Origin of the sequence: Bradyrhizobium sp. (assembly GCF_049519115.1) — a bacterium.
Classification (GTDB): Bacteria; Pseudomonadota; Alphaproteobacteria; order Rhizobiales; family Xanthobacteraceae; genus Bradyrhizobium.
Map to the genome: position 1 here is coordinate 1 of NZ_JBEKRB010000065.1, position 24812 is coordinate 24812.

Consider the following 24812-nt stretch of genomic DNA (forward strand, 5'->3'; position numbering starts at 1 on the left):
CCCGGCGATCCCGGCGCCACCGCCCACAATTTCCCGCGGGTTCTTTCTTTGGCGGCTTTCGGACGCCGGCCTCGGTGCACGCCGCACCGCTGCGATCGGCCGGCATCCGAAACCCTCAACAAAACCGGAAGTGCCGCGGGCGCTTCGAATGTTATGGAACGCCAGTCAGCTTTACCCACAAAAAGCCGACCTGACGCTGGGCGCGAATGATGTCGGCTCCTACTTCGAAAACGGAAATGGCGTACGCCAATCAGAATAATTGAGCCAGTGGCCGACTTTGAAGGTCGGCTCCGCAAACGCGGGCACCAAAACTTTCCGCTGCTCCTCATGAGAGACCCCAGTGATATGTCGTCTTTGACCGAAGCGGATACGCCACGGCGTAGCCCCACCACTAACTTCGCGATACACTGTCAAAGCTTACGCCCTAGACAACAGGTTGGATCACAAATGCGCACTTTGATGTTCGCCGCTGGCGTAATGATCTTCGCGGCTTCGGCCGCGCAAGCCGATTCGGCGGGAATTGCCGAGATCCAAGCCGCTCTGGATTCTTGGCTGGCCGCCCGCAGCTCGGCCGAGATGGTGACGGGAGTCGCTGCCTACATCAGCTTCGGCGATAACGGTCCCGCTATCGAAGCGTTCGCAGGAAAGGTCGGCAACGGTTCGCAAGACGTGCCGGTCCGCCAAGGCACGCTGTTCCAAATTGGCAGCACATCGAAGTCTTTTACAGCGGCTTTGATCTTGAAGCTTGAGGCTGGAGGGAAGCTCTCTATCGACGACACACTTGGCAAATGGCTTCCGCAATATCCGGCGTGGGAGGATGTGACGATCAAGCGGCTCCTCAACATGACCAGCGGTATCCCCAACTACTCCGAAACCGAAGCCATGTCCCGCATTTGGGTCAACGAACCCGCGCGCGATCTAACGGCCGAAAACCTTATCGAACTCGTCAATCCGATCGGAAAAGACAATCTATCCCAGAACAGCGGTTATCATTATTCGAATACCAACTACATTCTCGCCGGCATGGTCGCGGCGAAGGCAGCCGGACACTCCTATCGTGATCTCGTGCACGAAATGATCATTCAAGCGTTCGGGTTGCGCGACACGTTCTACGAAAGCGGAACATATCCGGACGCGGTGACCGAGCGCTTGGCGCATGGCTTTTTTAACAACCCGGCCTGTGCCGAATATCAACCCAAATGTACCGAGTCCTGGAATCACGGACTGATGGGACGTGACGTTCGTGGAATGAGTACGTCATGGGCGCAGGCGGCTGGCGGGGCGATCGCCGACGCGCGCGATGTGGACCGCTGGATGCGTGCCGTGTTCGGAGGGTACGTGGTGCCACCGAAGCAACAGTCGGAGTGGATGGACCTAGTGTCGATCAGAACGGGCCAGCCGATCGCAGATGTCACGACTGACGATCCGCGTGGATTCTCGCTTGGTCTGGGTAAAGCTATTCTCGGCTCGTTTGGCGCGCATTGGTTCTACCAAGGAGAGACGCTCGGCTATCGGACACTTTACGTCTGGTTCGAGAAGGAAAATCTGATGATCACGCTGCAAACGAACTCGCAGCCGGCGGCCGAGGCGGACAAGCTCCACGATCTCATCGGCGTAATCTACTCCATCATTCAGGATAAAGCGAAGTAGGCACTCCCGGTTGGCGCTTGCGCGCATCATTTCTTGCCGTCTCGCCGAACATGGAGGTTCAAATCGAAGAATTTCAACGCGGTCTCCCCGATGTATGAGTGCAGTTTTGCTCGGTCCACCCCCGGAGCGTCGTTGCAGGATTCGGGGTAATTATCCCGCCCGATCTTGTCGCACTCATTGTCGAAAATCTCATGGCCGACCGCACCAGGCAGCACGTCCAGCTGCGCATGCGGGATGTATTTCGCTGCGAAGCCAGCGTTTTCATTCAGCGGAGTTGTGGTATCGCCGGCTCCGACGATGAGATACGCCGGAATCGTCATCTGCCGTAGCCCGGCCTCGTCCATGCCGAACCCCTGAATATCACCGGGAGCCATCGCAAAGACCGCCTGGACCCGGTCATCGCGCACGCCGCGGGCGAGTTCGGCATCAAGCTTCATCTCTCCACGAATATATGCCGGCACCATCTCGTTGTCCTTCCAACCGCGCTGATACTGTAGAAAGAGGTCGGGATTAACCGTTGCGCCGCCGATCCAAAGCGAGGTGAAGCCTCCTTGTGAATGCCCGGCCACGCCAATCCGGCTTGGGTCAATTTGCGGCCCCCAGACCTGGTCTTCGAGGAGATGGGAGATGATAAGGCTGAGATCGCGCGGGCGCTGCCAAATCCTATTGCGCACATAGAGTGCGCTCGAGTCATAAGTGTTGGCTCGGAAGTGATACACCATCGCAACTAGATAGCCGCGGGAGGCGAGGTATTCGCCAAACCAGGCATAAAGCGAGCCGTTGCCGCCTGCGCCGTGCGAGAACATCACTAGGGGATGCTTTAGTCCATCGGACACCACCGGCGCATCCTTGTGCAGGTGAAGATTGACAGACATGAAAATCTTAAATGGAGCGGCGGTCGCGGCTGGCACGGCCGGATAGATCAGCATGAAGTTCAAAGGCCGCCCGCCCTCGGACGGGTCGAAATATTCGAGTTGCGTCATTCCTACGCGATACGGAGTGTCCTGCAGCACGTCTTGAGCCTGCGCATGTTCAGGCCAAGTCGCATAACCGGAATAGATTCCGAAGCTGACGGAGGCGCCAGTGAGCAAACGAGTAAGGACATCTCGGCCAGACCGGAAAGCTCGCATATCTTGTACCCTCAGTTTGCAATAAATGGTTGACCGCTAGGACAAATGGCGCAGATCGAATGTTACGGAAGATTTTGGCGGGCTTTGTCCGCGTTATGCCCACCCGATCTTAGGCTGTCATCAGTTCGATCAAGAAAGGCCCGCTTCGTTCGTTCGCGGTTTGCAGTAAATCGGTGAACTGCGCCATGTTCTCCGCCTTCGCCCCCTCGACGCCGAAGGCGCGCGCAAGCCCGATCCAATCAATGTCGGGGCGGCCGATATCCAGCATGTCCAGCGCGGTTCGTCCGGGATTGGCGCCGACATTCGCGAGCTCGCTCAACAGAATTTGATATTTTCGATTTGACAGAACCACCGTCGTCACCGCCAGTTTTTCGCGGGCCTGAGTCCAGAGCGATTGGACGGTAAAGACGCCGGCGCCGTCAGCTTGCAACGCGATCACGCGCCGGCCTGGACAAGCGACGGCCGCACCGGTCGCCATCGGAAAGCCGTTCCCAATAGCGCCGCCGGTAATCTGCAGCCAGTCGTGCCACGGCCCTGAACTCAACCCGTTAAAGAACGGACGACCGAAACTAACGCTTTCGTCTATGATGATGCTGTGCTCCGGCATGAGCGCGGCCAAGGTCTGCGTGACGGCCTCGGCCGAAATACCACCCGCGGTCACCGCCTCCGGTCGGCTCATCTCCGCAGCGCTGCTTGTTGTAACCGAGAGCTCCTCGGCCAAGGCCGCAAGAGCCTGACCGATATCCTGGTCGGGCCGAGCGAGCACATGAATGGCCGCATCGTCTGGCTGAAGCGCTCCCGGTTTTCCGGGATAGGCAAAGGGCGCGGCGGGAATTGCTGCTCCCGCCAGCACGAGATTGCACGTTCCTGCGAGAACTGCGATGGCCTGATCAACCGAATAAGGCATTCGCGCGATCGGTGCGCGGCCGCGGCCGCGTTCAACCCGGCCGTTGAAGGCCTGCGCCATCACCTTGGCGCCGGTCGCCGAGGCGATCGCCTTCGCGTTGCCAAGCAATCGTTCGTCCAGTAAAGGACCGCCGAGCAAAAGAAAGACATGCTCGTCACTCCGAAACACGTTGGCGATCTCACGGATTCGATGTGCGGGCACAGCTGGCGGCGGCGAGGCCGCGAGCCGCTCGGCGGGAACGCCGCCTTCGTCCCCGCAGGTGTCGGCGGGCGCGAGCAGCGTCGCAATCTGACCATTGCCGGAGCGCGCCGCCTGGATCGCGGCCGCCGCATCGCGGCCGACGGTCGCGGCAGTGGCCGCCGATCGGGTCCAGGCCGAGACGCCCCGCGCCCAGCCGATGGCGTCGGACGCCAGCGGCGGATCCATCTTCTGATGGCAGGTTGCCTGATCGCCCACAATGTTGACGACCGGCGCCAGCGCGCGGCGCGCGTTGTGCAGATTAGAGAGGCCGTTGGCGAGGCCAGGCCCGCAATGAAGCAACGTCACGGCCGGATCGCGCATCATGCGGCCGAAGCCGTCGGCCGCTCCGGTCACCACGCTTTCCGTCAAACCGAGGATGCAGCGCATCCCGGGAATACGGTCCAACGCTGCCACAAAATGCATTTCACTCGTGCCGGGATTGGCAAAACATGTCTTGACGTCGGAGGCCAGCAACGTGCGGACCAGGCTCTCGGCACCGTTCATTCGTCAAACTCCATCCAGCGGAAGCTGTCGGATTCTCAAATCATCGTCATAGCGCGGTAGATGCATGGACGGGCGCAGTCAGTTCGGGTGCGGCCTCTTGCTTGGCGGAATTGCCCGGTCGCGCCTGAACGAAGAGTGCGAGCAACCCAGCCATTATGTAGAGCCCGCCGCCAACCATCATGGAGCTGTTGAAGCCGCCGGATTGGCCGCGCAATAATCCGAACATCCAGGGACCGAGAAAGCCCCCGAGATTGCCGACACCGTTGGCGATCGCCATTGCCGCGCCTGCGGACCCTTTTGGCACCGCATCTGCAACCATGATCCAGTAGACGGTGATGCGGCCGAACCAGAGGCCGAAGGACAGGCTGATACAGATCAGCAGCAGCGTGACATGGACTTGTCCGAAGAACCCCGCCACCGTCATGAAGGCGCCGGCCAGAACCGTCGGGATGATCAAATGCCAGCGCCTCTCCTGCATGCGGTCGGAACTCGCGGAGATGATGCAGGCCATGGCGATGCTGACCGCGTACGGAATCGCCGAGAGGAAGCCTGCCATCCCGATGGCGCGCCCCTCGTCGACGATCAGGCTCGGCAGCCAGAACGTCAGCCCCCACAACGCAGTCAAGCCGAGCAGATTGTAGAGCGCCAGGATGAGAACTGTGGGGTGCCAGATGGTTTTGAACCAATGGCCACGGGCGACCGGCATCTGCCTTGCTTCCGCATTCAGCGTAGCCACAAGTTTCTGTTTCGTGTCGGCATCGAGCCATGCCGCATTGCGCGGATCGTCTTCGATGGCCCACCACCACACGAGGCACCACAACAACGATGGCACGGCGGTGACGACGAACATCAAGCGCCAGCCGACAATGCTCACCGCAAATCCGCAAAGTGCGTTGCCGATCATCAAGGCAATCGGCGTGCCGAGCAGTGCGAGGTTGGCGCGGGCGCGCTCTTGCTGGGTAAACCAGGCGCGCATCACGACGACCACCGCCGGCAGGATGCCGCCCTCCGACATGCCGAGAACAAAACGGTTGATGATGAGCTGCGTTTCTGTCTGGACCAATGCCGTGCTGGCAGAGACGATCGACCATGCGGCGCACAGGATCAGGATCGTGCCCTTGGCGCTCCAGGCAGAGGTCATGCGCCCCACCGGGATTTGCAGCACCAGATAGCCCCAAGCGAACATACCGACCGCGAAACCGATGGCGCCGGACGTCAGGCCGAGTTCCGCGCTGATACCGGGAAAGGCTACTGCGATATTCGCCTTGTCGATCTGCGCGAAGATATAGAGGACCGTCGCAACGCCCTGGATGCGAACCCAACGATTGTGCAAAATGCTCTTCACCGCGCTTCCTCCCTTTCGCCCCGGCTTTTTTGCCTTGGTGGCGGCATCTGTTGGTTATGTCATGGTCGGGCTTCGGTGGTCTCAGTTGAGGAATGGATACGGATCAGGCCTGGCTGGTCACGGGAAGCCAGGGATAGGCCGTACGGCGCCGGCTCTCGACGGTGGCAATCTGCGTTGCGTAGCCCTGCGTGACGTCGATATCGTCAAGCCCCTTTACCAGCCGCTCCTTGCGCAGAGGATTGATCTCGAAGGCGTGCCGGTTGCCATCGGAATCGATGACGAGCTGTTTCGGAAGATCGATGGTGATGGCGCTGCCGGGGCGCTTGCGCACCGCGGCCCAAAGCGCGTGGCAAATCGCTTCATCGAGCACGACGGGCAAAATGCCGTTCTGCAAACAGTTGCCGTAGAAGATCTCGGCAAAACTCGGGCCGATCATGGCGCGGAAGCCGTAATCCATCACCGCATAGGCCGCCCCCTCGCGTGAGGAGCCGCAGCCGAAATCGGCATCGGTTAAAAGAATCTCAGGCGTGCCGTAGGCAGGGTCGTTCAGCGCGCAATCCGGCCTTGGCTTCTCGTTCGCATCGAAGCGGATGTCGTGCAGAAATGCTTCGCTGTAGTCATGTCCCGGCCGGCGATGACGGCGCATGTAACGCCCGGGGAGGATCATGCCGGTGTCAATCTTGGCGATCGGCAGCGGCACGGCGGCCGAAGTGAGGACGGTGAAGGCCTGCATGCTGCTTCTCCTGCCTAGCTCGAAGCCATGCGGCGCACGTCGGTGAGCCGGCCGGTGACGGCGGCCGCCGCTACCATCGCCGGGCTCATAATGTGCGTCATGGCTGCGCGACCCTGGCGCCCTTCGAAATTCCGGTTGGTCGTTGAAGCACAGCGCTGACCCGGCCCAATGATCTCACCGTTGGAGCCGTTGCACATTGAGCAGCCGGAATCGCGCCATTCAAGACCGGCATCGAGAAAGATGCGGTGCAAGCCTTCCCGCTCAGCCTGGCGTTTTATTTCGCTCGAACCGGCGGAAATCATGCCGGGCACGCTGGCCTTCTGGCCCTTGAGCACGCATGCGGCGGCGCGCAAATCCTCGATCCGGCTGTTGGTGCAGGAGCCAATGAAGATCCGATCGACCCGAACTTCGGACAACGGCATGCGCGGCATCAGCTGCATGTATTCCAGCGCGCGGGCAACGTGCCGGCGCCGCTCAGGATCCGAGAAGCTTTCCGGATCCGGCACGCTGCCGTCGATCGGCGAACAGTCCTCCGGGCTCGTGCCCCAGGTAACCATCGGCGCGAGCGCGGCAGCGTCGAGCTTCAGCTCGCGGTCGAAGGATGCACCATCATCCGTCGGCAATGTCCGCCAGTAGGTGATCGCCTGATCCCAATGCGCACCCTTTGGGGCGCGCTCGCAGTTGGCCAGATGCTGGAAGGTCACTTCGTCCGGCGCGATCATGCCGATCCGGGCGCCGCCCTCGATCGACATGTTGCAGATCGTCATGCGGCCTTCCATCGACATCGCGGCAATGGTCGAGCCCGCATATTCGACAGCGTAACCCGCGCCGCCGCCGATCCCGATCTCACGGATGATCGAAAGGATGATGTCCTTGGCCGTCACCATCCGCGACAACATCCCGTCGATGCTGATGCGCATCGTCTTCGGCCGCTTCATCCAGACGGTTTGGGTCGCGACCACATGCCGGAGCTGATTGGAGCCGCCAATCGGAATGGCACAGGCGCCCATCGCGCCATGCGTCGCGGTGTGGGAATCGTTGCAGGTGATCAGCATGCCCGGCTGGGAAATGCCAAGCTCCGGGCCGATCACATGGGCGATGCCTTGGCGGGCGTGATGCATATGGATATGTGGCAGGCCGAACTCGGCGGCATTGTTGGCCATCATCGAGACCACGTTGCGGATCTCGGGGTTGGCAATGCCGTCGATGCCGGCCTGCCGGTTGATGGTGGGCAGATAATGATCGGTCACCGCTAGGTGCTGTTCCGGCCGCGCGCTTTCGCGCTCTTCAAGCCGCAGCTGGTCGAAAGCCAGAAACGACTGCCCTTCGTTGATGTAGTTGAAGTCGACATAGAGGAGGTCCTCGCCTTGCGGCGAGGTCACGATCACATGATCGTCCCAGACCTTTCCAAAAAGCGTTTTTACGGCTGGCATTTTTGGCAACTCCCTCTTTGCGGACCGACGCATGCGGTCCTTGCTACCGATAGGGCACATCGCGGGGGAGCTAACGCCCGGTAATTGCCGATTGCCAACATAACTTATACTAACTATAAGTCTCTCAATCGACTGCAGCAAGCAATTTGTGAGGACGTTTTTGGCCGGACGGGCGAAAGCAAAAGACGAAGAAATTGAAGAACATCAGAGAAGCGCAGCGGAACAGCTTGCCCGCCTCACGGTTGGCTCCGGTCTCACCGCACGCTCACTCGAAGTGTTCGTCTCAGTGGCGCGCGCCAGCACGATGAGTGCGGCTGCGGAGCAACTCGGGATGACCCAACCCGCGGTTTCGCAGCTCATCAGTCAGATGGAAACGGCGCTCAACTTTCAACTCTTCGATCGATCGAAACGCCCGCTGACCCTGACGCTTCATGGGGCAGCGCTGATCGAGCCGGCGCGCGCAATCGTGAGCGGCATCGAGCGCTTCGAACAAGCGCTGCAATGGGATCTCGGCGGACAGATGCCGCTATTGCGGATCGGCATGCTCAACAGCTTTGCCGAAACGATCGGCCCAAGTGTTTTCACGGAACTGCGGAAGAGCGCTGCGCAACTGACGATCGGCTCGGGCTTTTCAGCCACGCGGATGCGTGCGGTCGCAGACCGCGAGCTGGACTTCGTGATCACTTCAGATGAATCGCCTCTTCTTCCGGGCGTAACGATGGCTCCCATTCTCACCGAGCCATTTTTGATCGTTGCACCCGAGAGCTACGAGGGCGATCCCCGCGCCATCAAACCACTCAGCGAAACGCTGGACCTGATCCGTTTCGGCCGGGACCCGTTCATGCATTCGCGGTTCGACCAGACATTGAGAGCCTGGGGGATATCACCGACCCATCATTACCATCTGGATACGCACGCCGCCGTGCTGGAGATGGTCGCCTCGGGCGTGGGCTGGACCATTCTGCCTCCACTCGCTGTTTTTCGCGCCATCACTCGTGGTGACCGGTTTCGCGTAGCACCATACCCGGAAACATCGATGAAGCGCGTCATGATGGTGATCGCGCGTGAGGGAGAAGGAACACAAATTGTCCGCACCATTCACGCTGCCGCGACCAAGGCCCTGAAAAGCAAGGTCTTGCCGGTGCTAAGGCAGCACTTGCCTGAGATTGCAGCGATGATGATGCTGCATGACTATGTTAAGCGGGAGTAACGATCTCAACTGGGAGCGTACAGTGTGTGTGTGTTGCGCACTTCGAAGGTCATGGAATAGCGAGGTCTGCTTCAAACCTAAAAGCGGACGTCAACGGCCTGCTTGCCAGCGGCACCCGCGCCGACAACATCGCTCAAGCCCGCCGCCTGCTGGACGTGCGGGCGACACAGACCGAGGCCGGGGATGCTAACGGTGCCGAGGCCAACGAGCCCAAACCGCTCTCGCACCCGTGTCTGTGCTGCGGCGGACGTATGATTATCATCGAGAGGTTCCGGCGCGGCTCCTCACCGCGCTACCGTCCCGCGACTTCCATCGCCGTGATCAGGATCGACACATCATGATCAAGATCGGTGCGCGGCAAAATTATAAAACTACCCGTCTGCTTCGCCGGCTCTCGACCAGCAATGATCATGCTCGCCATCGCGCCACCATCGATAGCCGTCGTGTCGTTCAATCACCGCTGCGCGACTCCGATTCCGCACGTCGTGACCGGCCGACCGCGCTCGTCGCCCTCATCGGTCGTATTCCAAACAGGCATCCAACGCACGTCGGCAACAGACCGCCAGCATCGAAATCCCCATAGCTTCTGACGCCCAACCCCACCACACCTCCCGCGGTTTCCTCCTTTGGAGGTTTGCGTACGCCGGCCCCCGGTGTCAGCCGCGCCACCATCATGGGGCCGGCATCCGAAAACCTTCACATGTGTGGACGTATATGGACCCCGCCCGATTGCAACAGGTCGGCTGGATCAGGATCGTCGGTCACAACTGCTGACGTATATCCGGCTTCGTTATGCGGCTGGATAAATATCTTCGCCGCGAGCCTCGATGGATTTCGCGCGCTTCCACCTCATCGGCCCCTAGGCATTGGCCGAAACCAAGCCGGTCCACACACCAGGTTCGGGAAGCGACGGAATGACCGTTTCATCATCTCCTGCCATTTTTGCTGCAATTGCCGGGTGAGACCTCCTTCTGTTTTTCCTTCGTTTGCGCTTCGCCTCAGGCTGCTTTCACCGACGGTGCGTGTTCGTAGAATGTGCCGCCAGAGAGCATGGCCCACACGATCCTCGCATTCTTGTTGGCGAGCGCGACAGCCGCGACATTGGGATGCCGCCTTTGCCGCAGCTTACCAAGCCAGAGGCTTCGGGGATCCTGCTTGCCAGCTGCTTTGCCAAGCGCAGCGCGAGCGCCATGGATCATCAATGTGCGCAGATAGCGATCGCCGCGTTTGCTGATACCGAACAGGCGGGCCCGCCCTCCACTGGATCGTTGTTTCGGCACCAGGCCGAGCCAGGCCGCGAACTGCCGGCCGTTCTTGAAGCAGGTTCTATCGCCCACGGCTGCGATCAAGGCGGTTGCCGTTACAGGGCCGATGCCTTCGATCTTTCCAAGCCGCAGGCACTGCTCGCTGGCCCGGGGCGCACGGCCCCCGATGTCTCGATGGCGGTTCGCGACACAGGCAATCGATGAAAAAGGAGATGAAACATGAAACGTAAAACCACTAATACGCTCAGCCGGCTCGCTTTGTGCGCGGTCCCGTTGATCCTGATTTGCAGTGTCGCGGTTGCGCCGGTTCGCGCCCAGGACGCTGTCACGGCGGAACAAACCCAGACGCCGACCGACCAGCAGTTGTCCGAAGGACAGATTGAACAGCTGGTGGCGCCGATCGCGCTCTACCCCGACCCGCTGCTGAGTCAGGTCCTGATGGCCTCGACCTATCCGCTGGAGGTCATCGAGGCGGCGCGGTGGTCGCAAGCCAATTCAACGGTCAAGGGTGAGGCTCTTCAAGATGCGATGCAGTCGCAATCGTGGGATCCGAGCGTCAAGGCGCTCGCCGCGGTGCCGCAGACATTGCAGATGATGAGCGACAAGCTCGACTGGACGCAGCAACTCGGCGACGCCTTCCTGGCGCAGCAGCAACAGGTCCTCGCCGCGGTGCAGACGCTGCGCGCCCAAGCGCAAGCGAAGGGAAACCTGCAGTCAACGCCACAGCAAACGGTGACGCTGGCGCCGGCGCCGGCAGGCGTTGCTGCCTCCGGCGGCATTGCGCAGGCGATCACGATCCAACCCGTCAACCCCGACGTTTATTACGTTCCGGTCTACAATCCAGCCGTAGCCTATGGACCATGGGACTATCCGTCCTATCCGCCGTTCTATTGGTCTCCGCCCGGATTCGTCGCCAGCAACGTGGTTTCGTTTGCCGCAGGCGTCGCGGTCGGTTCGGCCATCTGGGGTCAGTGCGACTGGTGGCATAATAACGTGATCATCAACGTCAACAACTTCAACGCGTTCAACCATATCAACCTCACCAACAATACCTGGAACCATAATCCAGAGCATCGTCATGGCGTACCGTATCACAACGCCAGCCTGGCGGCGCGGTTTGGAGGCGCCAACGACGCTGCGGCGCGTGAGGCATTCAGGGATCGTGCCGCCGCCCAGCGTGGCGACGTCTTCGGGGACCGTGCCGATACCCAGCATCCTGATGCAGTCCATCGGATGACGGGCGAGGGCGACGATGCTGCCAGGAGAATCGCGCCGGCTCAGCAGGATCGACGTGAGGGTGACATCGACCGGCGCGCAGATCGTCCGGTGGCAGATCGTCCGATGGCAGATCGTCCTATGCCGGAGCGGCAAGAGTTTGCGCGGCCGCGCGGCTTCGCCAGGCCCCAAGTCATGCGATCGCGCGCCCAGGCCTTCCGGCCCCAGCGCCGCGCCTTCGGCGGCGGTGGCGTTCACTTCGGCGGCGGTGGCCGGCGCCGACTCTGAGCAACCGAACGTCACATTAAAGCCCAGACGGCAAAAACAAGTACCGAGCGATTGCGCCGCGTTTCCTGGAGAACAACAGTGGCAATTGAAAAAGACGTATACATAGTGAAGTTGCTTTGCGAGCTGCGGCGCGCCGGGCGCTCCACAGTTGTCCGCTATCGCGAAGAGAGCCTTTCCGGGGAGGCTCTACTCGCTCTGATTTTCGGTTATGCGCGAGTTTTGCGCGATTTAGGTATCCGGCGCGGCAATTTGCTCGGTATGTTCGCGCCGAACCGGCCAGAAGCCATTGCCATTCGCTACGCAGCCCATGTTTTGGGGGCCGCTACGGTCTATCTCTCGGTGCCGCCGACGGAAGCTCAGCGTCGGGCCTTGGTCGAACAGATCGCGCCGGATCTGCTCGTCGCATTTCCGGAGACCATACGATACCTCGGCCAACGCGTCGGCGTACCGTTCGTCACAGTTGGTGTCGACCAGGTTGGATCCAGAGGCCGGTTGGATGTGCTGGCTGCTTCAGCGTCGGTGGGTTCGATCGACGTGTCTGCCGGTTTGAACGACCTGGCCGTCATTTCTTCATCCGGCGGCTCTACGGGAGTGTCAAAAGGCAGTTGCCGGGACTTTGCGGCGTACACTGCGATGGTCAGCGCAACGAGTCCGAAAGATCGCATTCAACTGATCAACGGCCCGCTGGCGTATCTTTCGCAAGTTCTCGTGGATATTACGCTGCTGGGAGGAGGCCGTGTTGTTCTCCGCGAAGCCTATGAAGCGGCCGATACGCTTGCCACCATTGAGGCGGAGAAGATTACAGATCTCTTTCTCGTCGAACCTCAGCTGTTCGAGTTGATGGACGACCCTGGGATTGACGCACGCGACCTGTCTTCCCTTCGATCGCTGACCCACGTTGGCGCCTCAGCCCCAAAAAGCCTCCGGCTAAGGGCTCGCAAGCGGCTCGGTCCGATCATCGGGCACGTCTATGGCGCAAGCGAAATGGGCGTCGTAAGCGTGCTCGCGCCCATCGATCATGACTTGTCGCGTCCCAAATCGTTTACCTCCGCCGGCCGCATTCAGCCTGGAGTCGACGTTCGATTTCGCCGAGCCGACGGACGCCTGGTGGATTCCGGAGAAATCGGGGTTATCGAGGTGCGGTCTCCGGCCATGGCGAGCGGGTACCGTAACAACCCTGACCTCAGCTCCCTGAGTTTTCAGGAGGGATGGTACAATACCGGCGATCTTGGTCGTCTGGATGGCGATGGGCTCTTGCATGTTTTGGGTCGAGCAGCTGATGCCCAGGAATTCAATGGTACCTTGGTTACCCCGACAGAAATTGAAGAGGCACTTTGCCGGCATCCATCGATCCGCTATGCCGTCGTCGTCAGAGACGCCGATGAGCATGTCAATATCGCCGCCGTGACCGCTTGGGCAGGGTTATCCATCGAGGATCGAGCATGTCGTCAAGCGGTGATGGATCGTTTCGGCACCTCTGCCGTCGCCTCGCTCCTCGTGATCCCGGTCGACCGGATTCCCCTCACTGAACAGGGCAAGCCCGATCGTGCAGCAATCAAACAATTGGCGCGCCGATTACTCGTAGCTTGACCCACACACGCTTAGGGTTGGCGAATGAAGCAAAATTTGTGAACGGGCCCAGCGGGAAACAGTTGTTTGGTGTTTTGTTGCGAATAAAGCTTTTGTTGCCGCATCAACTGACAGAGATCGATCGTGAATGAAATCGCAAGCGCCTTCCTTCTGGTCTTCGCGGGCCTGTTTCCGGTGGTTAATCCGCTAGGCGCGGCGCCGCTTTTCCTCAGCCTCACCGTTGATTGCACCCCGCAGCAAAGGGCACGGCTGGCGCGGCTGGTCGCTTTCAACAGCTTTTGGCTATTGGTCGGATCGACCTTGTTTGGATCACTCATACTCGAATTCTTCGGCATTTCGATTCCGGTCGTCCGTGTTGCCGGCGGACTGCTGGTCACGGCAATGGGATGGAAGCTGCTTAGCGAAGGCGCCGGTTCAGGCCATGAACCGCTTCGCGACGAGGCCGATGCCAGAGCGGCCAATGACAGTTTCTACCCGCTGACATTGCCGCTGACCGTCGGGCCCGGCGCGATCTCCGTAGCCTTGACGATCGGCAGCCATCATCCATCGGATCCGTTCGGCGCACATGCCATGATGCTTGTGGCGGCCGCACTGCTCGGCTTGTTGGCGATCGCCTTGGCGATCTACGGCTCCTATCGCTTTGCCGTGCCGTTGGTGCGGTATCTCGGGGAGGCTGGCGTCAACGTGCTGGTCCGGCTGTCGGCGTTCATTCTGGTCTGCATTGGCATTCAGATCGGCTGGAGCGGCCTGAGCGCGCTGTTTGCCGGACTGCAACATCCCATCGCGCTCCCGTGAAGAATACGCCGTCCCTCCATCGTAGAGATATCATCATGTTGCATTTCAACAGGCTTATGAAACAGGCGGGCGCTTTGGTCGCAGTGAGCTTGTTCGCCGCTTCGGTCCAGGCGCAGGCTGCCGACTACGCGCCGATCGATTGCGGAAAGGCGTCCTCGTCGGCGGAGCGTACGATCTGCCGGAGCTATTCGCTCGGACAGGCGGAAGCTCGCATGGCGACATTGTTCGGCGTCGTGACGTCGCTGGTCGCGACGGGGCAGCGTGCCGATATCGGCGATGCGCAGCGGACATGGTTGAAGGAACGCAACGCCTGCGGAGACGATGGCGCATGCATCGCGCGCGCATATCAATCCCGTACCGCTGCGCTGTCGGCTAATCTCGATGCGATTGCATCGCATGGCCCATTTTGATGAGGCGTCTGGAATAACGCTGACACTATCGGCCGAGCCTATACCTGCATATTGACACGGTATTTGTACGCTACACCGTTTCCTGAGAATGCTTCGCCACACCTTTCGCGGGCAACGAGCCAATAAGATTTGGCGCGCGGCATGTAGAGCCGCTCCCGCGAATCGACAACCAGATTTATAGGGAACAGAAAATGACGATCGACCGTCGCGCAACGCGCATTCATGCGAATTATGCCGCTTTGGTGCTGCTCTGCACCGCCGCTTTTACCGGAACAGCGTTCGCGGGCGAGAAGCCGCCGCTGTTGCCCGACCAGCCGTCCGCGCTGACGACGACATCGCGGGTTTCGGCGACGATTGAATTCGGACTGCCGTCGATCGCGTCGGCGGTCGAGCGCGACGTTCCGAGGCGCCTTGCAACCATCGACGAACGCATTGGCTGCGTGAATCGGCGCGTTCTGGTGTTTCGGATCAGGGCCAACTGTGATGTTGACGGCTTTGTCGATCGCGGCGCGATATCACTCTATGGCCGTGGCGATCATATCGTCGGCTCTATTCCGATCTTCGGCAGCATCGAAGGCCAGGGCGCCAACAGGTTTACTTCCCGCATTCACGGCGACGCCGAGGGGCGGGCCATGGTAGAGGTCGAGTCCCGGCCGAGGTTGACCAAGGACTGGTCGGTCGACCTCAATTTCAGCGACTCGTTCCACTGGACTGAACCGCCGGTGCTCCATGTTCTTGGCCGCGACATCTCGCTGACCAAATACGCCGAACCCAGCATTCGCAGACAGCTCGGTCTGATCCGGGGGCGCGCGCAGGCAACGGCACGGCGCCTTGACCTGCATGACAAGGCGGCAAAGGCTTGGGAGCAGGCATTCCAGCCCGTCCAGATTTCGCAGGATCCCCAGGTCTGGCTGCAAATTACCCCGGCGAGCGCGGCCTTCGCGGGCATCCATGCCGATGCAAAAGAGCTTTCGGGCTCGCTCGAATTGACGGGCACGGCACAGACACTGGTCGGCCAGGCGCCATCCGCTGTGACGCCGACGCCGCTGCCGCCGCTCGGCAACGACATCAGTCAACCCGGCTCGTTTGACATCCTGCTTCCGGTGCGCGTCAACTATGACACGCTGCGTGACAAGATCATGCAGGCGGTTGCTGCCAGCAAGGCCGGCTCGATCGTCAAGGAGATGCAGATCTATCCGTCGTCCGGCAAGCTCGTGATCGGCGTTCGCGTCGCCAAGCCGGGCGACACCGATGCGACCGCCGGGGAGTGGATCTATCTGTCCGGCGCGCTGAATGTCGATCCCGGTCAGCAATCGATCAAGATTTCCAATCTGGCGGGCGACAGCTCGTTGCCCGACGGATCCGTGGCGGCGCAACTGCAGAATCAGATTCTCGACCAGTTGAAGGACATCCCGGACGTCGGTTATGGCCTCGCGTATCAGAACCTGCTCAACGCAGCCAATGAGCGCCTGAACCGGCCGCTGAAGAACGGTTTCCGCATGGAAGGTAAGCTCACAACCGCCAAGCTGGACAGCATCCGGCTCCTGGCCGACGGTGTCAGCATCGCGCTGCGCGCCAGCGGCGATCTCAAAATCCTCTATGGAATGTAAGCCCATGCCCCTCACATTCAGGCTCATTCTCGCCACCTTATGTATGTTCGCCGAAGCGGGCGTGGTGAACGCACAGACCGATTTCTATCGCGCGCCGAGATCAGAAGCGGCGGGCACGCCGGGCACGCTGGTTCGGCAAGAGGTAATCGATGGCGCGCCTCTGGGCGCCACCGCCTATCGCGTGCTTTATCGTTCGACCGGGCTCGACAACAAGCCGATTCTGGTGTCGGGCGTCGTGATTGTGCCGCCGGGCGATCCACCGCCGGGCGGCCGGCCGATCGTGGCCTGGGCGCATCCGACCTCGGGCGTGGTGCCGCGCTGTGCACCGTCGTTAGCGATCTTTCTGTTCGAACAGATTCAGGGATTGCGTTCGTTTGTACGTGACGGCTACGTGGTCGCGGCAACCGATTATCCCGGCCTCGGGACTGAGGGACCGCATCCATACCTGGTCGGAACCAGCGAAGGCCGTGCGGTGATCGATTCCGTGCGCGTCGCCGGCTCATTGCCCGGCGCCGGCGGCGGCAAGAAGTTTGTTGTCTGGGGCCACTCGCAGGGCGGTCATGCTGCTTTGTTCACCGGCCTCGTCGCGAAGACGTACGCGCCCGAACTGGATCTTCTCGGCGTCGCGGCAGCGGCGCCCGCCACCGACCTGGCGACGCTGATGAACGAAGACATCGATTCCGTTGGCGGCAAGAACATCACCGCGATGACCTTGTGGTCCTGGCAACGGGTATTCGATGCGAACATGGACAAAGTGATCGACCCGCGCGCGAAGCCCGCAATCGATCGCCTCGCGCAGGAATGCATCGAGGGGCCATTTGACCTCAGGAGGCGTCAGCTCACCGAGCAGCCGCTGGAGCAATATTTCCTGACCACCAAGCATCCGTCCGACGTCGAACCTTGGCATACGTTGCTGGCGGAGAACTCACCCGGCGCATTGCCGCCGGAGATTCCGGTCTTCCTCGCGCAAGGCACCGACGATGTTATCATTCATCCCGACGTGACCAAGGCTTACGAGGACAAACTGTGCAAGGGCGGCAGCAAAGTGCACATGCTGTCGATGCCGAACATCGGTCATGGCCGGGCGGCCCAGGCCAGCACCCCGGCGATGTTGGAGTGGACGAGCGATCGATTCACTGGAAAGCCTGCTCCAGACGACTGTTCGCGCTAGTCATGATCGTAGATTGCAGTCGGCCAGAGACATGCAATGAAAAGCCAAAACTGCCATCTTGATGGAGCCCATCGCGCCACCGCATGCCTCAACGTGTTGATCATTTGTATAAATCCTTCATGTTGACGTTGAAGCCACCGCGCTAATTGAAGTGAAGTTCTGAAGGGTTCGACAGAAGATTTTCGCGATCAGGGTTGTTTTCTCTTTCGAGTTTCACCGCAAGCGGATTGTTGCTATCTTAAATTGCGGAAAGCCTTTTCTGGACCAAGATGAACTGGGGCATGGATATGAAGCCGCTACGTTCGCCAGCATGCGTCGCGCTGAATGACCGCATGAGGCAGGGAGCCATCGTTGTTTCGCATATGGCTTTCGCCATATTGGCCTTCACTGCCTTGAGCGGTTGCGAACAAAATAATTTTGTGCCGCCGCCGCCGCCGAAGGTGGACGTCGGCTTGCCGGTCCAGCAGAACGTCACGCGTTATCTCGATGCCACGGGCAACACCGCGCCGATCCAGACCGTTGATCTTGTGGCGCGGGTGCAGGGCGTATTGCAATCGATCAACTACAAGGATGGCAGCTTCGTAAAGGCGGGCACGACGCTATTCACGATCGAGCCCGAAACCTACAAGCTGAAATTGGAGCAGGCCCAGGCCGCGGAGGCAGGTGCGCAGGCGACGATGAAGCAGGCTGAAATCGACTACAAGCGTCAAGCGGATTTGGTGCAGACTCACGCGACCTCGCAGGCAACGTTCGATCAATCCGTCTCGACGCGCGACAACGCACAAGCGAGCCTTCAACAGGCCCAGATCAACACCAAAATCGCGGCAATCAATTACGGCTACACCAATGTTGCCGCGCCATTCGACGGCATCGTCAGCGCACATCTGGTCTCGGTCGGGGAGCTTGTTGGCGTGGCGTCGCCGACCCAGCTGGCGACCATCGTGCAACTGGACCCGATCTACGTCAATTTCAACGTCAATGAGCAGGATGTCCTGCGGGTCAGAGCAGAAGCCAAGCGGCGGGGACTGACGACCAGCGACCTCACGCAGTTGCCGATCGAGGTCGGACTGCAAACCGAAATCGGTTATCCGCACAAGGGAAACCTCGACTATGCGGCGCCGACGCTCAACCAGTCGACGGGAACGCTGGCGGTGCGCGGCATTCTGCCCAATCCCCCCAACCGCGTATTGCTGCCGGGCTATTACGTTCGTGTCCGTGTTCCCTTCGATCAGCAGCAGAACGCGCTGCTGGTGCCAGATGTCGCGTTGGGCAGCGATCAGGCCGGACGCTATGTCCTCGTAGTGAATGGCGAGAATGTCGTCGAGCAGCACAAGGTCCGGACCGGACAGGTCGAGGGCGACCTGCGCGTGATCGAAAGCGGCCTCAAACCCGATGACCGTGTCGTCATTGCCGGGCTGCTGCGTGCAATCCCCGGCCAAAAGGTCGATCCGCAATTGCAAAAGATCGAGCCGAGCCGCGCCACAGCGAATTAGGAGCGGGCATGATTTCGAAATTCTTCATCGAACGGCCGGTTCTTTCCAACGTCATCGCCATCCTGATGATCTTGATCGGTGGCGTGGCGTTGTTCAGCCTTGCCGTCGCCCAATATCCCGACGTAGTGCCGCCGACGGTGCAGGTCACCACGCGTTATCCTGGCGCCAGCGCCAAGACCGTCATCGATACCGTCGCGCTGCCGATCGAACAGCAGGTGAATGGCGTCGAGGATATGCTTTACATGCAGTCCTACAGCGCAGCCGACGGCACCTACACGCTGACGGTAACCTTCAAGATCGGAACCGATCTCAACTTCGCGCAGGTGCTGGTGCAAAATCGCGTGGCGAGCGCGCTCTCGTCGCTGCCGCAGTCGGTGCAGAGCCAGGGCGTCACCGTGCAGAAGAAGTCGACGTCGATCCTGCTGTTCGTGACGCTGACATCTCCGAACGCGACCTATGACAGTCTTTTTCTCAGCAACTACGCCACGATCAATATCCGGGACGAATTGTCGCGATTGCCCGGAGTCGGCAACGTAACGGTGTTCGGCGCCGGCCAGTATTCGATGCGGGTCTGGCTCGACCCTAACAAGCTGCAAGTGCGCGCGCTGATGCCGCAGGACGTCATTCAGGCGATCCAGCAGCAGAGCCAGCAGGTCACCGCGGGCCAGGTCGGCATGCCGCCGACGCCTCCGGAACAGGCGTTTCAATACACGCTCAACGTCAACGGCCGGCTCGACGACGCGAGCCAGTTCGAGGACATCATCGTCAAGACCGGCAACAATGGCGAAGTGACCCGGGTTCGGGATGTCGGCCACGTCGAACTTGGTGCCCAAACCTACAGCCAAATTTTCTCGCTCAACAAACAGCCGGCGACGGGTATTGGCGTGTACCAATCTCCTGGCGCCAACGCGCTAGAAGTCGAAAAGGCGGTTCAGAAAAAGATGGCCGCGCTGGCGGCGCAGTTTCCGCAGGACGTGAAATACGATACGCCGTTCGACACCACCAAATTCGTCGCGGCTTCGATCAATGAAGTCTACAAAACGCTGATCGAGGCCGGCCTGCTGGTTCTGGTCGTGATCCTGATTTTCCTGCAGGACTGGCGCGCGATGCTGGTCCCGGCAACCACCGTGCCGGTGACAATCATCGGCGCGTTTGCGGCGATGGCGGCGCTCGGATTCACCATCAACCTGTCGACCTTGTTTGCGATCGTACTCGCGATCGGCATCGTGGTGGACGACGCCATCGTCGTGGTTGAAGGCGCCGCGCATAACATCGAAAAGGGTATGTCGGGGCATGACGCGGCGATCAGCGCGATGGATGCGCTGTTCGCGCCGATCATCGGGATCACTTTGGTATTGATATCGGTGTTTCTTCCGGCAGCATTTCTGCCGGGATTGACCGGTCGCATGTATGCCCAATTCGCGCTGGTGATCGCGGCGACCGCGCTGCTCAGCGCCGTTAACGCGGCCACGCTGAAACCGACCCAATGCGCGCTGTGGCTACGCCGGCCGGTGCCGCCGGAACAGCGTAACTGGTTCTATCGCGGCTTCAACTCGGTTTATAACCGCCTGGAGCGGGGTTATGCCGGCTTGATCGGCCGTCTGGTCGCGCACAGTAGTCTATCGGTCATCGCGGCCCTGATCCTGATAGGAATCGGCGGTTACGGCCTGTCGCGGGTACCAACCGGCTTCATTCCTATCGAGGATCAAGGCTATCTGCTTGTCGCCGTGCAGCTGCCCGATGGGGCGGCGCTCGATCGTACCCAGAGCGTGCTGGATCAGATCAGTGAAATGGCCGGCAAGACAGCCGGCGTCGAGCAGGTGATCAGCATTGCCGGCATATCGGCCCTTGATGGCAGTTCGAGCCTTGCCAACGCCGGGGTCGCCTATCTGATTCTAAAAGATTGGAGTGAGCGCGGCCCCGGCCAGGATCTGCGGTCGCTGTTCGTCGGTCTGAACCAGAAACTGGAAGCGATCCAGCAAGCGCGGATATTGGTGATACCGCCGCCGCCAATCCAGGGCATTGGTAACGCCGCAGGCTTTGCCATGCAGGTCCAGTTACGTGACGGCAATTTCAACTTCGGAGAACTGCAGGCCATAACCGGCGCCCTCGTTGCCAATGCCCAGACGCAAAGTGCCCTGCAACGCGTCAGCTCGCCGTTCCGTGCGCTGGTTCCGCAGTTCGACGTCGAGATCGACCGGACCAAGACCCAGACCCTGCATGTCACGACGGACCAGGTGTTCTCGACGCTGGCCTCCTATTTGGGATCGTCCTACGTCAACCAGTTCACCAAGTTCGGCCGCACCTTTCAGGTCTACACCCAGTCGGATTCGCAATATCGGCTAACGCTGCGGGATATGGAAAACCTGATGGTGCGCAATCAGCAGGGCGATATGGTTCCGTTGGGCACGCTGGCGAGCATCACGCCGTCGGTCGGCCCTTCGCTGATCAGCCTGTATAACCTCTATCCGTCCGCGACGGTCATCGGCCTGCCGGCCCAGGGTTTCAGCTCCGGTCAATCGATGGCGTTGATGGAGCAGATTGCGGCCAAGACCTTGCCGCCGGGCACCGGCTTCGAGTGGACGGCGATGTCGTATCAGGAGAAAGCTGTCGGTAACCAGATCTACTACGTGTTCGGTCTTGCCATGTTGCTGGTTTATCTGGTGCTGGCCGGACAGTATGAAAGCTGGTACGCGCCGATTTCGGTGATCCTGGCGGTGCCGCTTTCGCTGCTCGGACCGATGGCCGTACTGACAGGACTGCGGATCGAGAATAACCTCTATACGCAGATCGGACTGATACTGCTGATCGCGTTGTCGGCCAAGAACGCCATTCTCATCGTCGAAGTCGCGCTTGAACTTCATGTTCGCGGCCGTAAGCCGCTGCTGGAATCGGCGATCGAGGCGGCACGGGCGCGGTTCCGGCCGATCCTGATGACATCGTTTGCCTTCATCCTCGGCGTGGTGCCGCTGGTGGTCGCCAGCGGCGCCGGCGCCGGCGCCCGCAAGTCGATCGGCATCACGGTATTCTCGGGTATGATTGCCTCAACCTGTCTCGCAGTGCTGTTCGTTCCGACATTCTTTGTCGTGGTGCAGCGGTTTGAGAACTGGCTCGCGGAGCGAAAGAGCAAGAAGACCGGCCCACAAACGAGCCCGCAGACGCCGAGCGTATAGACGGCTCATACTGGGCCGCGTGTCAAAGCCCGTAGAACGGCCCCTTCGGCGTAAGAAACAGGTAGCCGTAAAATCGCGGTTCCTCTCGCGATAAGGTGGCCTGACATTTAGTGCGGGGTCATGTCCGCTTTTGTGCAGGTTTTTGGACGCCGGCATAACGGACGGTTCCACGCGCTGTGGCGGCCGGCGTCCAAAAACCTGCACATTAGCGACCAAATTGCAGGTATCACGCTCAAGTCAGCAGAGTGCTAAGAACCGACAGTTGGCACCGACAGAAATCTCTTTGTGTTAGGCCAAGCGGCCCGTCGGCGACGCGCAGGTAATTGAAAACCTTGTCGCTGGGAGGTTTTCCGAATTCGAGCATTCGGGCGATGACCTCCTCGCCGAATTCCGGAAACGCCACCACGCAGATAAAGAAGCGGTACTTGCTTTCCAGCCACGCCCGTATGTCACGGACTTCGGGCACGCCGAAAGGCTTTTTATATCAACAATCCTCCGGCTACCCCTTATTTCCGCTAGTGCAGCGGCGATTTTGATTTGAGTTCCCGGATAAGGTCGATCAGCGCGCGAAGACCCAAAGGCACGTGACGGCCACCGGGGTAGTAAAGGCAGAGTCCGGGAAATGGCGGCGTCCAATCGTCGAGCACCTGGATAAGGCGCCCGGCCTTTACGTCCAAGGCCACTTGCCACGCCGAAAGATAGGCCAATCCCAGACCGGCGAGAGCAGCCTCTTGCATGAGGCCGGTATCATCGAGGGATATCCGGCCAGGAACGTCTATTTCAACCTTCTTGCCCCGACGTTCAAATTCCCATCGGTAAATTGAGCCGCCAGCGAGGCGTCTCCGGATACATTCATGAGTTTCCAAATCGCTCGGGTTCTGCGGCTGTTCGCGTAGCCTGAAGTATTTCGGAGAACCGACAACGACCAAGCGTTGTTCGGGACCAAGCGGCACGGCGATCATGTCGCCAGGAAGATGCTCGGCCAACCGTACACCGGCATCGAAACCGTCTTTTACGATATCGGTTAGACGATCGTTGGTAACGATGTCTATGGACATCTCCGGATATCGGCGCACGTATTCAAAAATGATGGGCGCTAGAATTTGACGGGCACCACCGGCCGAAACATTGAGACGCAAAACACCGATGGGTGAAGTTCGGTGTTGATTGACACCCTCAATACTATTGCGGATAGCCGCGAGCGCGGGTTCAATTTCTGCTGCGAATTGTTCTCCCGCCGCTGTCGGCGACACGCTGCGGGTGGTGCGATTGAACAGCCTTACTCCAAGGCGTCCCTCCAACTCCGCGATTGCTTGACTTAGCGCAGTCGAGGACAGGCCAAGCTCGGACGCCGCCGCACGAAAGCTTCTCCGTTTTGCGATCGTTACGACAGCCTCAAGCTCAAGAATCCTGCCCCGAATCATTATCCCGATTTCCGCACTAGTAGATACACAACTATACCGATTATCCTTCCAATGAGAAGGGCCTACCTTTCTGGGCATAACCCAACAAAAGGAGACGGTTATGCGCCAGTTCAACCAGATGTACGTCAATGGGGCCTTCGTTACCCCCCACGGCAAGGCCACCGTCGACCTCGTCAATCCCACGAATAACGAAGTGATTGGCAAGGTTACGCTGGCAGACGAAATCGACGCCCGCCAAGCGATCGCCGCAGCCAAAAAGGCCCTCGGGTCATTTTCTCAGACCACCAAAGAAGTCCGCATGGATTACCTGCAGCGCTTGCATGATTCCGTATCCAAGCGCGTCGGTGATCTGGTTCAAGCGACGGTTCTCGAATATGGAGCGCCGCAAGATCGGGCGAAGGGCTCAAACGCTCTCGCCGCGAATATCTTCCTGCACTTCAAAGAGACTTTGAAAAAAACTGACCTGACGGAAGTTGTCGGCACTTCTCAAGTTTTGCTGGAGCCCGTCGGCGTTGTCGGCATCTTCACGCCCTGGAACTCCAGTGCGGGCTCAATTGCAATTAAGGTGGCACCCGCCATCGCAGCGGGATGTACCGTCGTGATTAAGCCGAGTGAAATGAGCGCCATGCAAACGCAAGTCTTGATGGAGAGTTTCCACGAAGCGGGGTTGCCGCCGGGCGTCATCAATTTTGTCAACGGCCTTGGCGAGGTCGTGGGGACGGAACTTACCAACAGCCCCGATGTCGCCAAAATCGCTTTCACCGGCTCAACTCAAATTGGAAAGCTCGTAGCCAAGAACGCCTTGGACACGATGAAGCGCTTGACCTTGGAATTGGGCGGGAAGTCCGCAAACATCATCCTGGATGATGCCGACTTCGCGAAGGCAATCCCTATGGCCGTGAATGCCTGCTATCTCAACAATGGCCAGGCTTGCATCGCTGGCTCTCGCTTGTTTGTTCCCGAAAATCGCCTTGATGAAGTGAAGCAGCTTGTCAAAGCGGCGGTTGCCAAAATCAAAGTCGGTGACCCGAACGACAGCGATGTGACGATGGGTCCACTCGTGAGCCAAAAGCAATACCAGCGCGTACAAAGTTACATCCGCTTAGGGATCGACGAAGGTGCGGAGGTGGTTATTGGTGGTGAAGGCCGCCCACAGGGCCTGGAACGCGGCAACTTTGTCAAACCGACAGTCTTTGCGAACGTGAAGCCAGAGATGAAGATTGCAC

Annotated in this window: 20 protein-coding genes and 1 pseudogene; 12 read left to right on the top strand and 9 right to left on the bottom strand. The window is 59.9% G+C overall.

The genetic code is table 11. From position 1 onward, the window contains the following. Positions 1-259 (top strand): hypothetical protein (locus tag ABSE61_RS31160; protein ID WP_423875009.1); only part of this gene is annotated, 259 nt, incomplete at its 5' end. Positions 260-459: 200 nt separating this feature from the next. Next, a complete protein-coding gene (locus ABSE61_RS31165; RefSeq protein WP_423875010.1) occupies positions 460-1650 on the top strand; it encodes a serine hydrolase domain-containing protein in 1191 nt (396 codons plus the stop codon). 26 nt (positions 1651-1676) lie between these two features. Here the strand turns inward: ABSE61_RS31165 and ABSE61_RS31170 are convergent, their stop codons facing one another. From ABSE61_RS31170 to leuC, 5 genes are all read right to left on the bottom strand, one after another. Then, entirely contained in the window at positions 1677-2633 is a 957-nt protein-coding gene (locus ABSE61_RS31170) for an alpha/beta hydrolase family protein (protein WP_423875011.1), read from the bottom strand. 256 nt (positions 2634-2889) lie between these two features. Beyond that, positions 2890-4431, bottom strand: a complete 1542-nt coding sequence (locus ABSE61_RS31175) for an acetolactate synthase large subunit (RefSeq protein ID WP_423875012.1) — start codon at positions 4429-4431, stop codon at positions 2890-2892. Between the two features lie 46 nt (positions 4432-4477). After that, positions 4478-5776, bottom strand: coding sequence for an MFS transporter (locus tag ABSE61_RS31180; RefSeq protein ID WP_423875013.1), 1299 nt, complete (start codon positions 5774-5776; stop codon positions 4478-4480). A 103-nt stretch (positions 5777-5879) separates the two neighbouring features. Further along, positions 5880-6509, bottom strand: a complete 630-nt coding sequence (gene leuD, locus ABSE61_RS31185; protein WP_423875014.1) for a 3-isopropylmalate dehydratase small subunit — start codon at positions 6507-6509, stop codon at positions 5880-5882. Between the two features lie 14 nt (positions 6510-6523). Next, a complete protein-coding gene (gene leuC, locus ABSE61_RS31190) occupies positions 6524-7942 on the bottom strand; it encodes a 3-isopropylmalate dehydratase large subunit (protein ID WP_423875015.1) in 1419 nt (472 codons plus the stop codon). Between the two features lie 160 nt (positions 7943-8102). On the opposite strand from leuC, the gene ABSE61_RS31195 reads away from it, so the two are divergent. Further along, positions 8103-9152: a LysR family transcriptional regulator gene (locus ABSE61_RS31195; protein WP_423875016.1), complete on the top strand. Its 1050-nt coding sequence runs from the start codon at positions 8103-8105 to the stop codon at positions 9150-9152. Between the two features lie 292 nt (positions 9153-9444). Here ABSE61_RS31195 and ABSE61_RS31200 read toward each other — a convergent pair whose 3' ends face one another. Then, positions 9445-9606 carry a hypothetical protein gene (locus ABSE61_RS31200; protein ID WP_423875017.1) on the bottom strand — a complete coding sequence of 54 codons (162 nt, stop codon included), beginning with the start codon at positions 9604-9606 and terminating at the stop codon, positions 9445-9447. A 544-nt stretch (positions 9607-10150) separates the two neighbouring features. Continuing rightward, positions 10151-10567, bottom strand: a pseudogene (locus ABSE61_RS31205) (IS110 family RNA-guided transposase); the annotation flags it as partial. Positions 10568-10636: 69 nt separating this feature from the next. Here ABSE61_RS31205 and ABSE61_RS31210 point away from each other — a divergent pair. From ABSE61_RS31210 to ABSE61_RS31245, 8 genes are all read left to right on the top strand, one after another. Further along, a complete protein-coding gene (locus tag ABSE61_RS31210; RefSeq protein ID WP_423875018.1) occupies positions 10637-11920 on the top strand; it encodes a DUF3300 domain-containing protein in 1284 nt (427 codons plus the stop codon). A 78-nt stretch (positions 11921-11998) separates the two neighbouring features. Then, the gene (locus ABSE61_RS31215) at positions 11999-13510 is read left to right on the top strand and encodes a class I adenylate-forming enzyme family protein (RefSeq protein WP_423875019.1); all 1512 of its coding nucleotides are present in this window, start codon (positions 11999-12001) and stop codon (positions 13508-13510) included. A gap of 123 nt (positions 13511-13633) precedes the next feature. Further along, positions 13634-14305, top strand: a complete 672-nt coding sequence (locus tag ABSE61_RS31220) for a MarC family protein (protein WP_423875020.1) — start codon at positions 13634-13636, stop codon at positions 14303-14305. A gap of 35 nt (positions 14306-14340) precedes the next feature. Beyond that, positions 14341-14715: a lysozyme inhibitor LprI family protein gene (locus ABSE61_RS31225; RefSeq protein WP_423875021.1), complete on the top strand. Its 375-nt coding sequence runs from the start codon at positions 14341-14343 to the stop codon at positions 14713-14715. A gap of 191 nt (positions 14716-14906) precedes the next feature. Continuing rightward, positions 14907-16325: a DUF4403 family protein gene (locus ABSE61_RS31230; protein WP_423875022.1), complete on the top strand. Its 1419-nt coding sequence runs from the start codon at positions 14907-14909 to the stop codon at positions 16323-16325. A 4-nt stretch (positions 16326-16329) separates the two neighbouring features. Then, positions 16330-17496, top strand: coding sequence for an alpha/beta fold hydrolase (locus ABSE61_RS31235; RefSeq protein ID WP_423875023.1), 1167 nt, complete (start codon positions 16330-16332; stop codon positions 17494-17496). 332 nt (positions 17497-17828) lie between these two features. Then, complete coding sequence (locus ABSE61_RS31240; RefSeq protein WP_423875024.1) at positions 17829-18989, top strand: efflux RND transporter periplasmic adaptor subunit; 1161 nt, start codon at positions 17829-17831, stop codon at positions 18987-18989. Between the two features lie 8 nt (positions 18990-18997). Further along, the gene (locus tag ABSE61_RS31245) at positions 18998-22162 is read left to right on the top strand and encodes an efflux RND transporter permease subunit (protein WP_423875025.1); all 3165 of its coding nucleotides are present in this window, start codon (positions 18998-19000) and stop codon (positions 22160-22162) included. Positions 22163-22394: 232 nt separating this feature from the next. On the opposite strand, the gene ABSE61_RS31250 is transcribed toward ABSE61_RS31245, so the two are convergent. Together ABSE61_RS31250 and ABSE61_RS31255 are read right to left on the bottom strand one after the other, a co-directional pair. Next, a complete protein-coding gene (locus ABSE61_RS31250; RefSeq protein ID WP_423875026.1) occupies positions 22395-22628 on the bottom strand; it encodes a hypothetical protein in 234 nt (77 codons plus the stop codon). Between the two features lie 49 nt (positions 22629-22677). Further along, positions 22678-23586 (bottom strand): LysR family transcriptional regulator, encoded by a 909-nt coding sequence (locus tag ABSE61_RS31255; RefSeq protein WP_423875027.1) that lies wholly within the window; start codon positions 23584-23586, stop codon positions 22678-22680. Between the two features lie 100 nt (positions 23587-23686). Between ABSE61_RS31255 and ABSE61_RS31260 the strand changes: the two genes are divergently transcribed. Next, positions 23687-24812, top strand: a 1126-nt coding sequence (locus ABSE61_RS31260) for an aldehyde dehydrogenase family protein (protein WP_423875028.1), incomplete at its 3' end; no start/stop codon positions are given.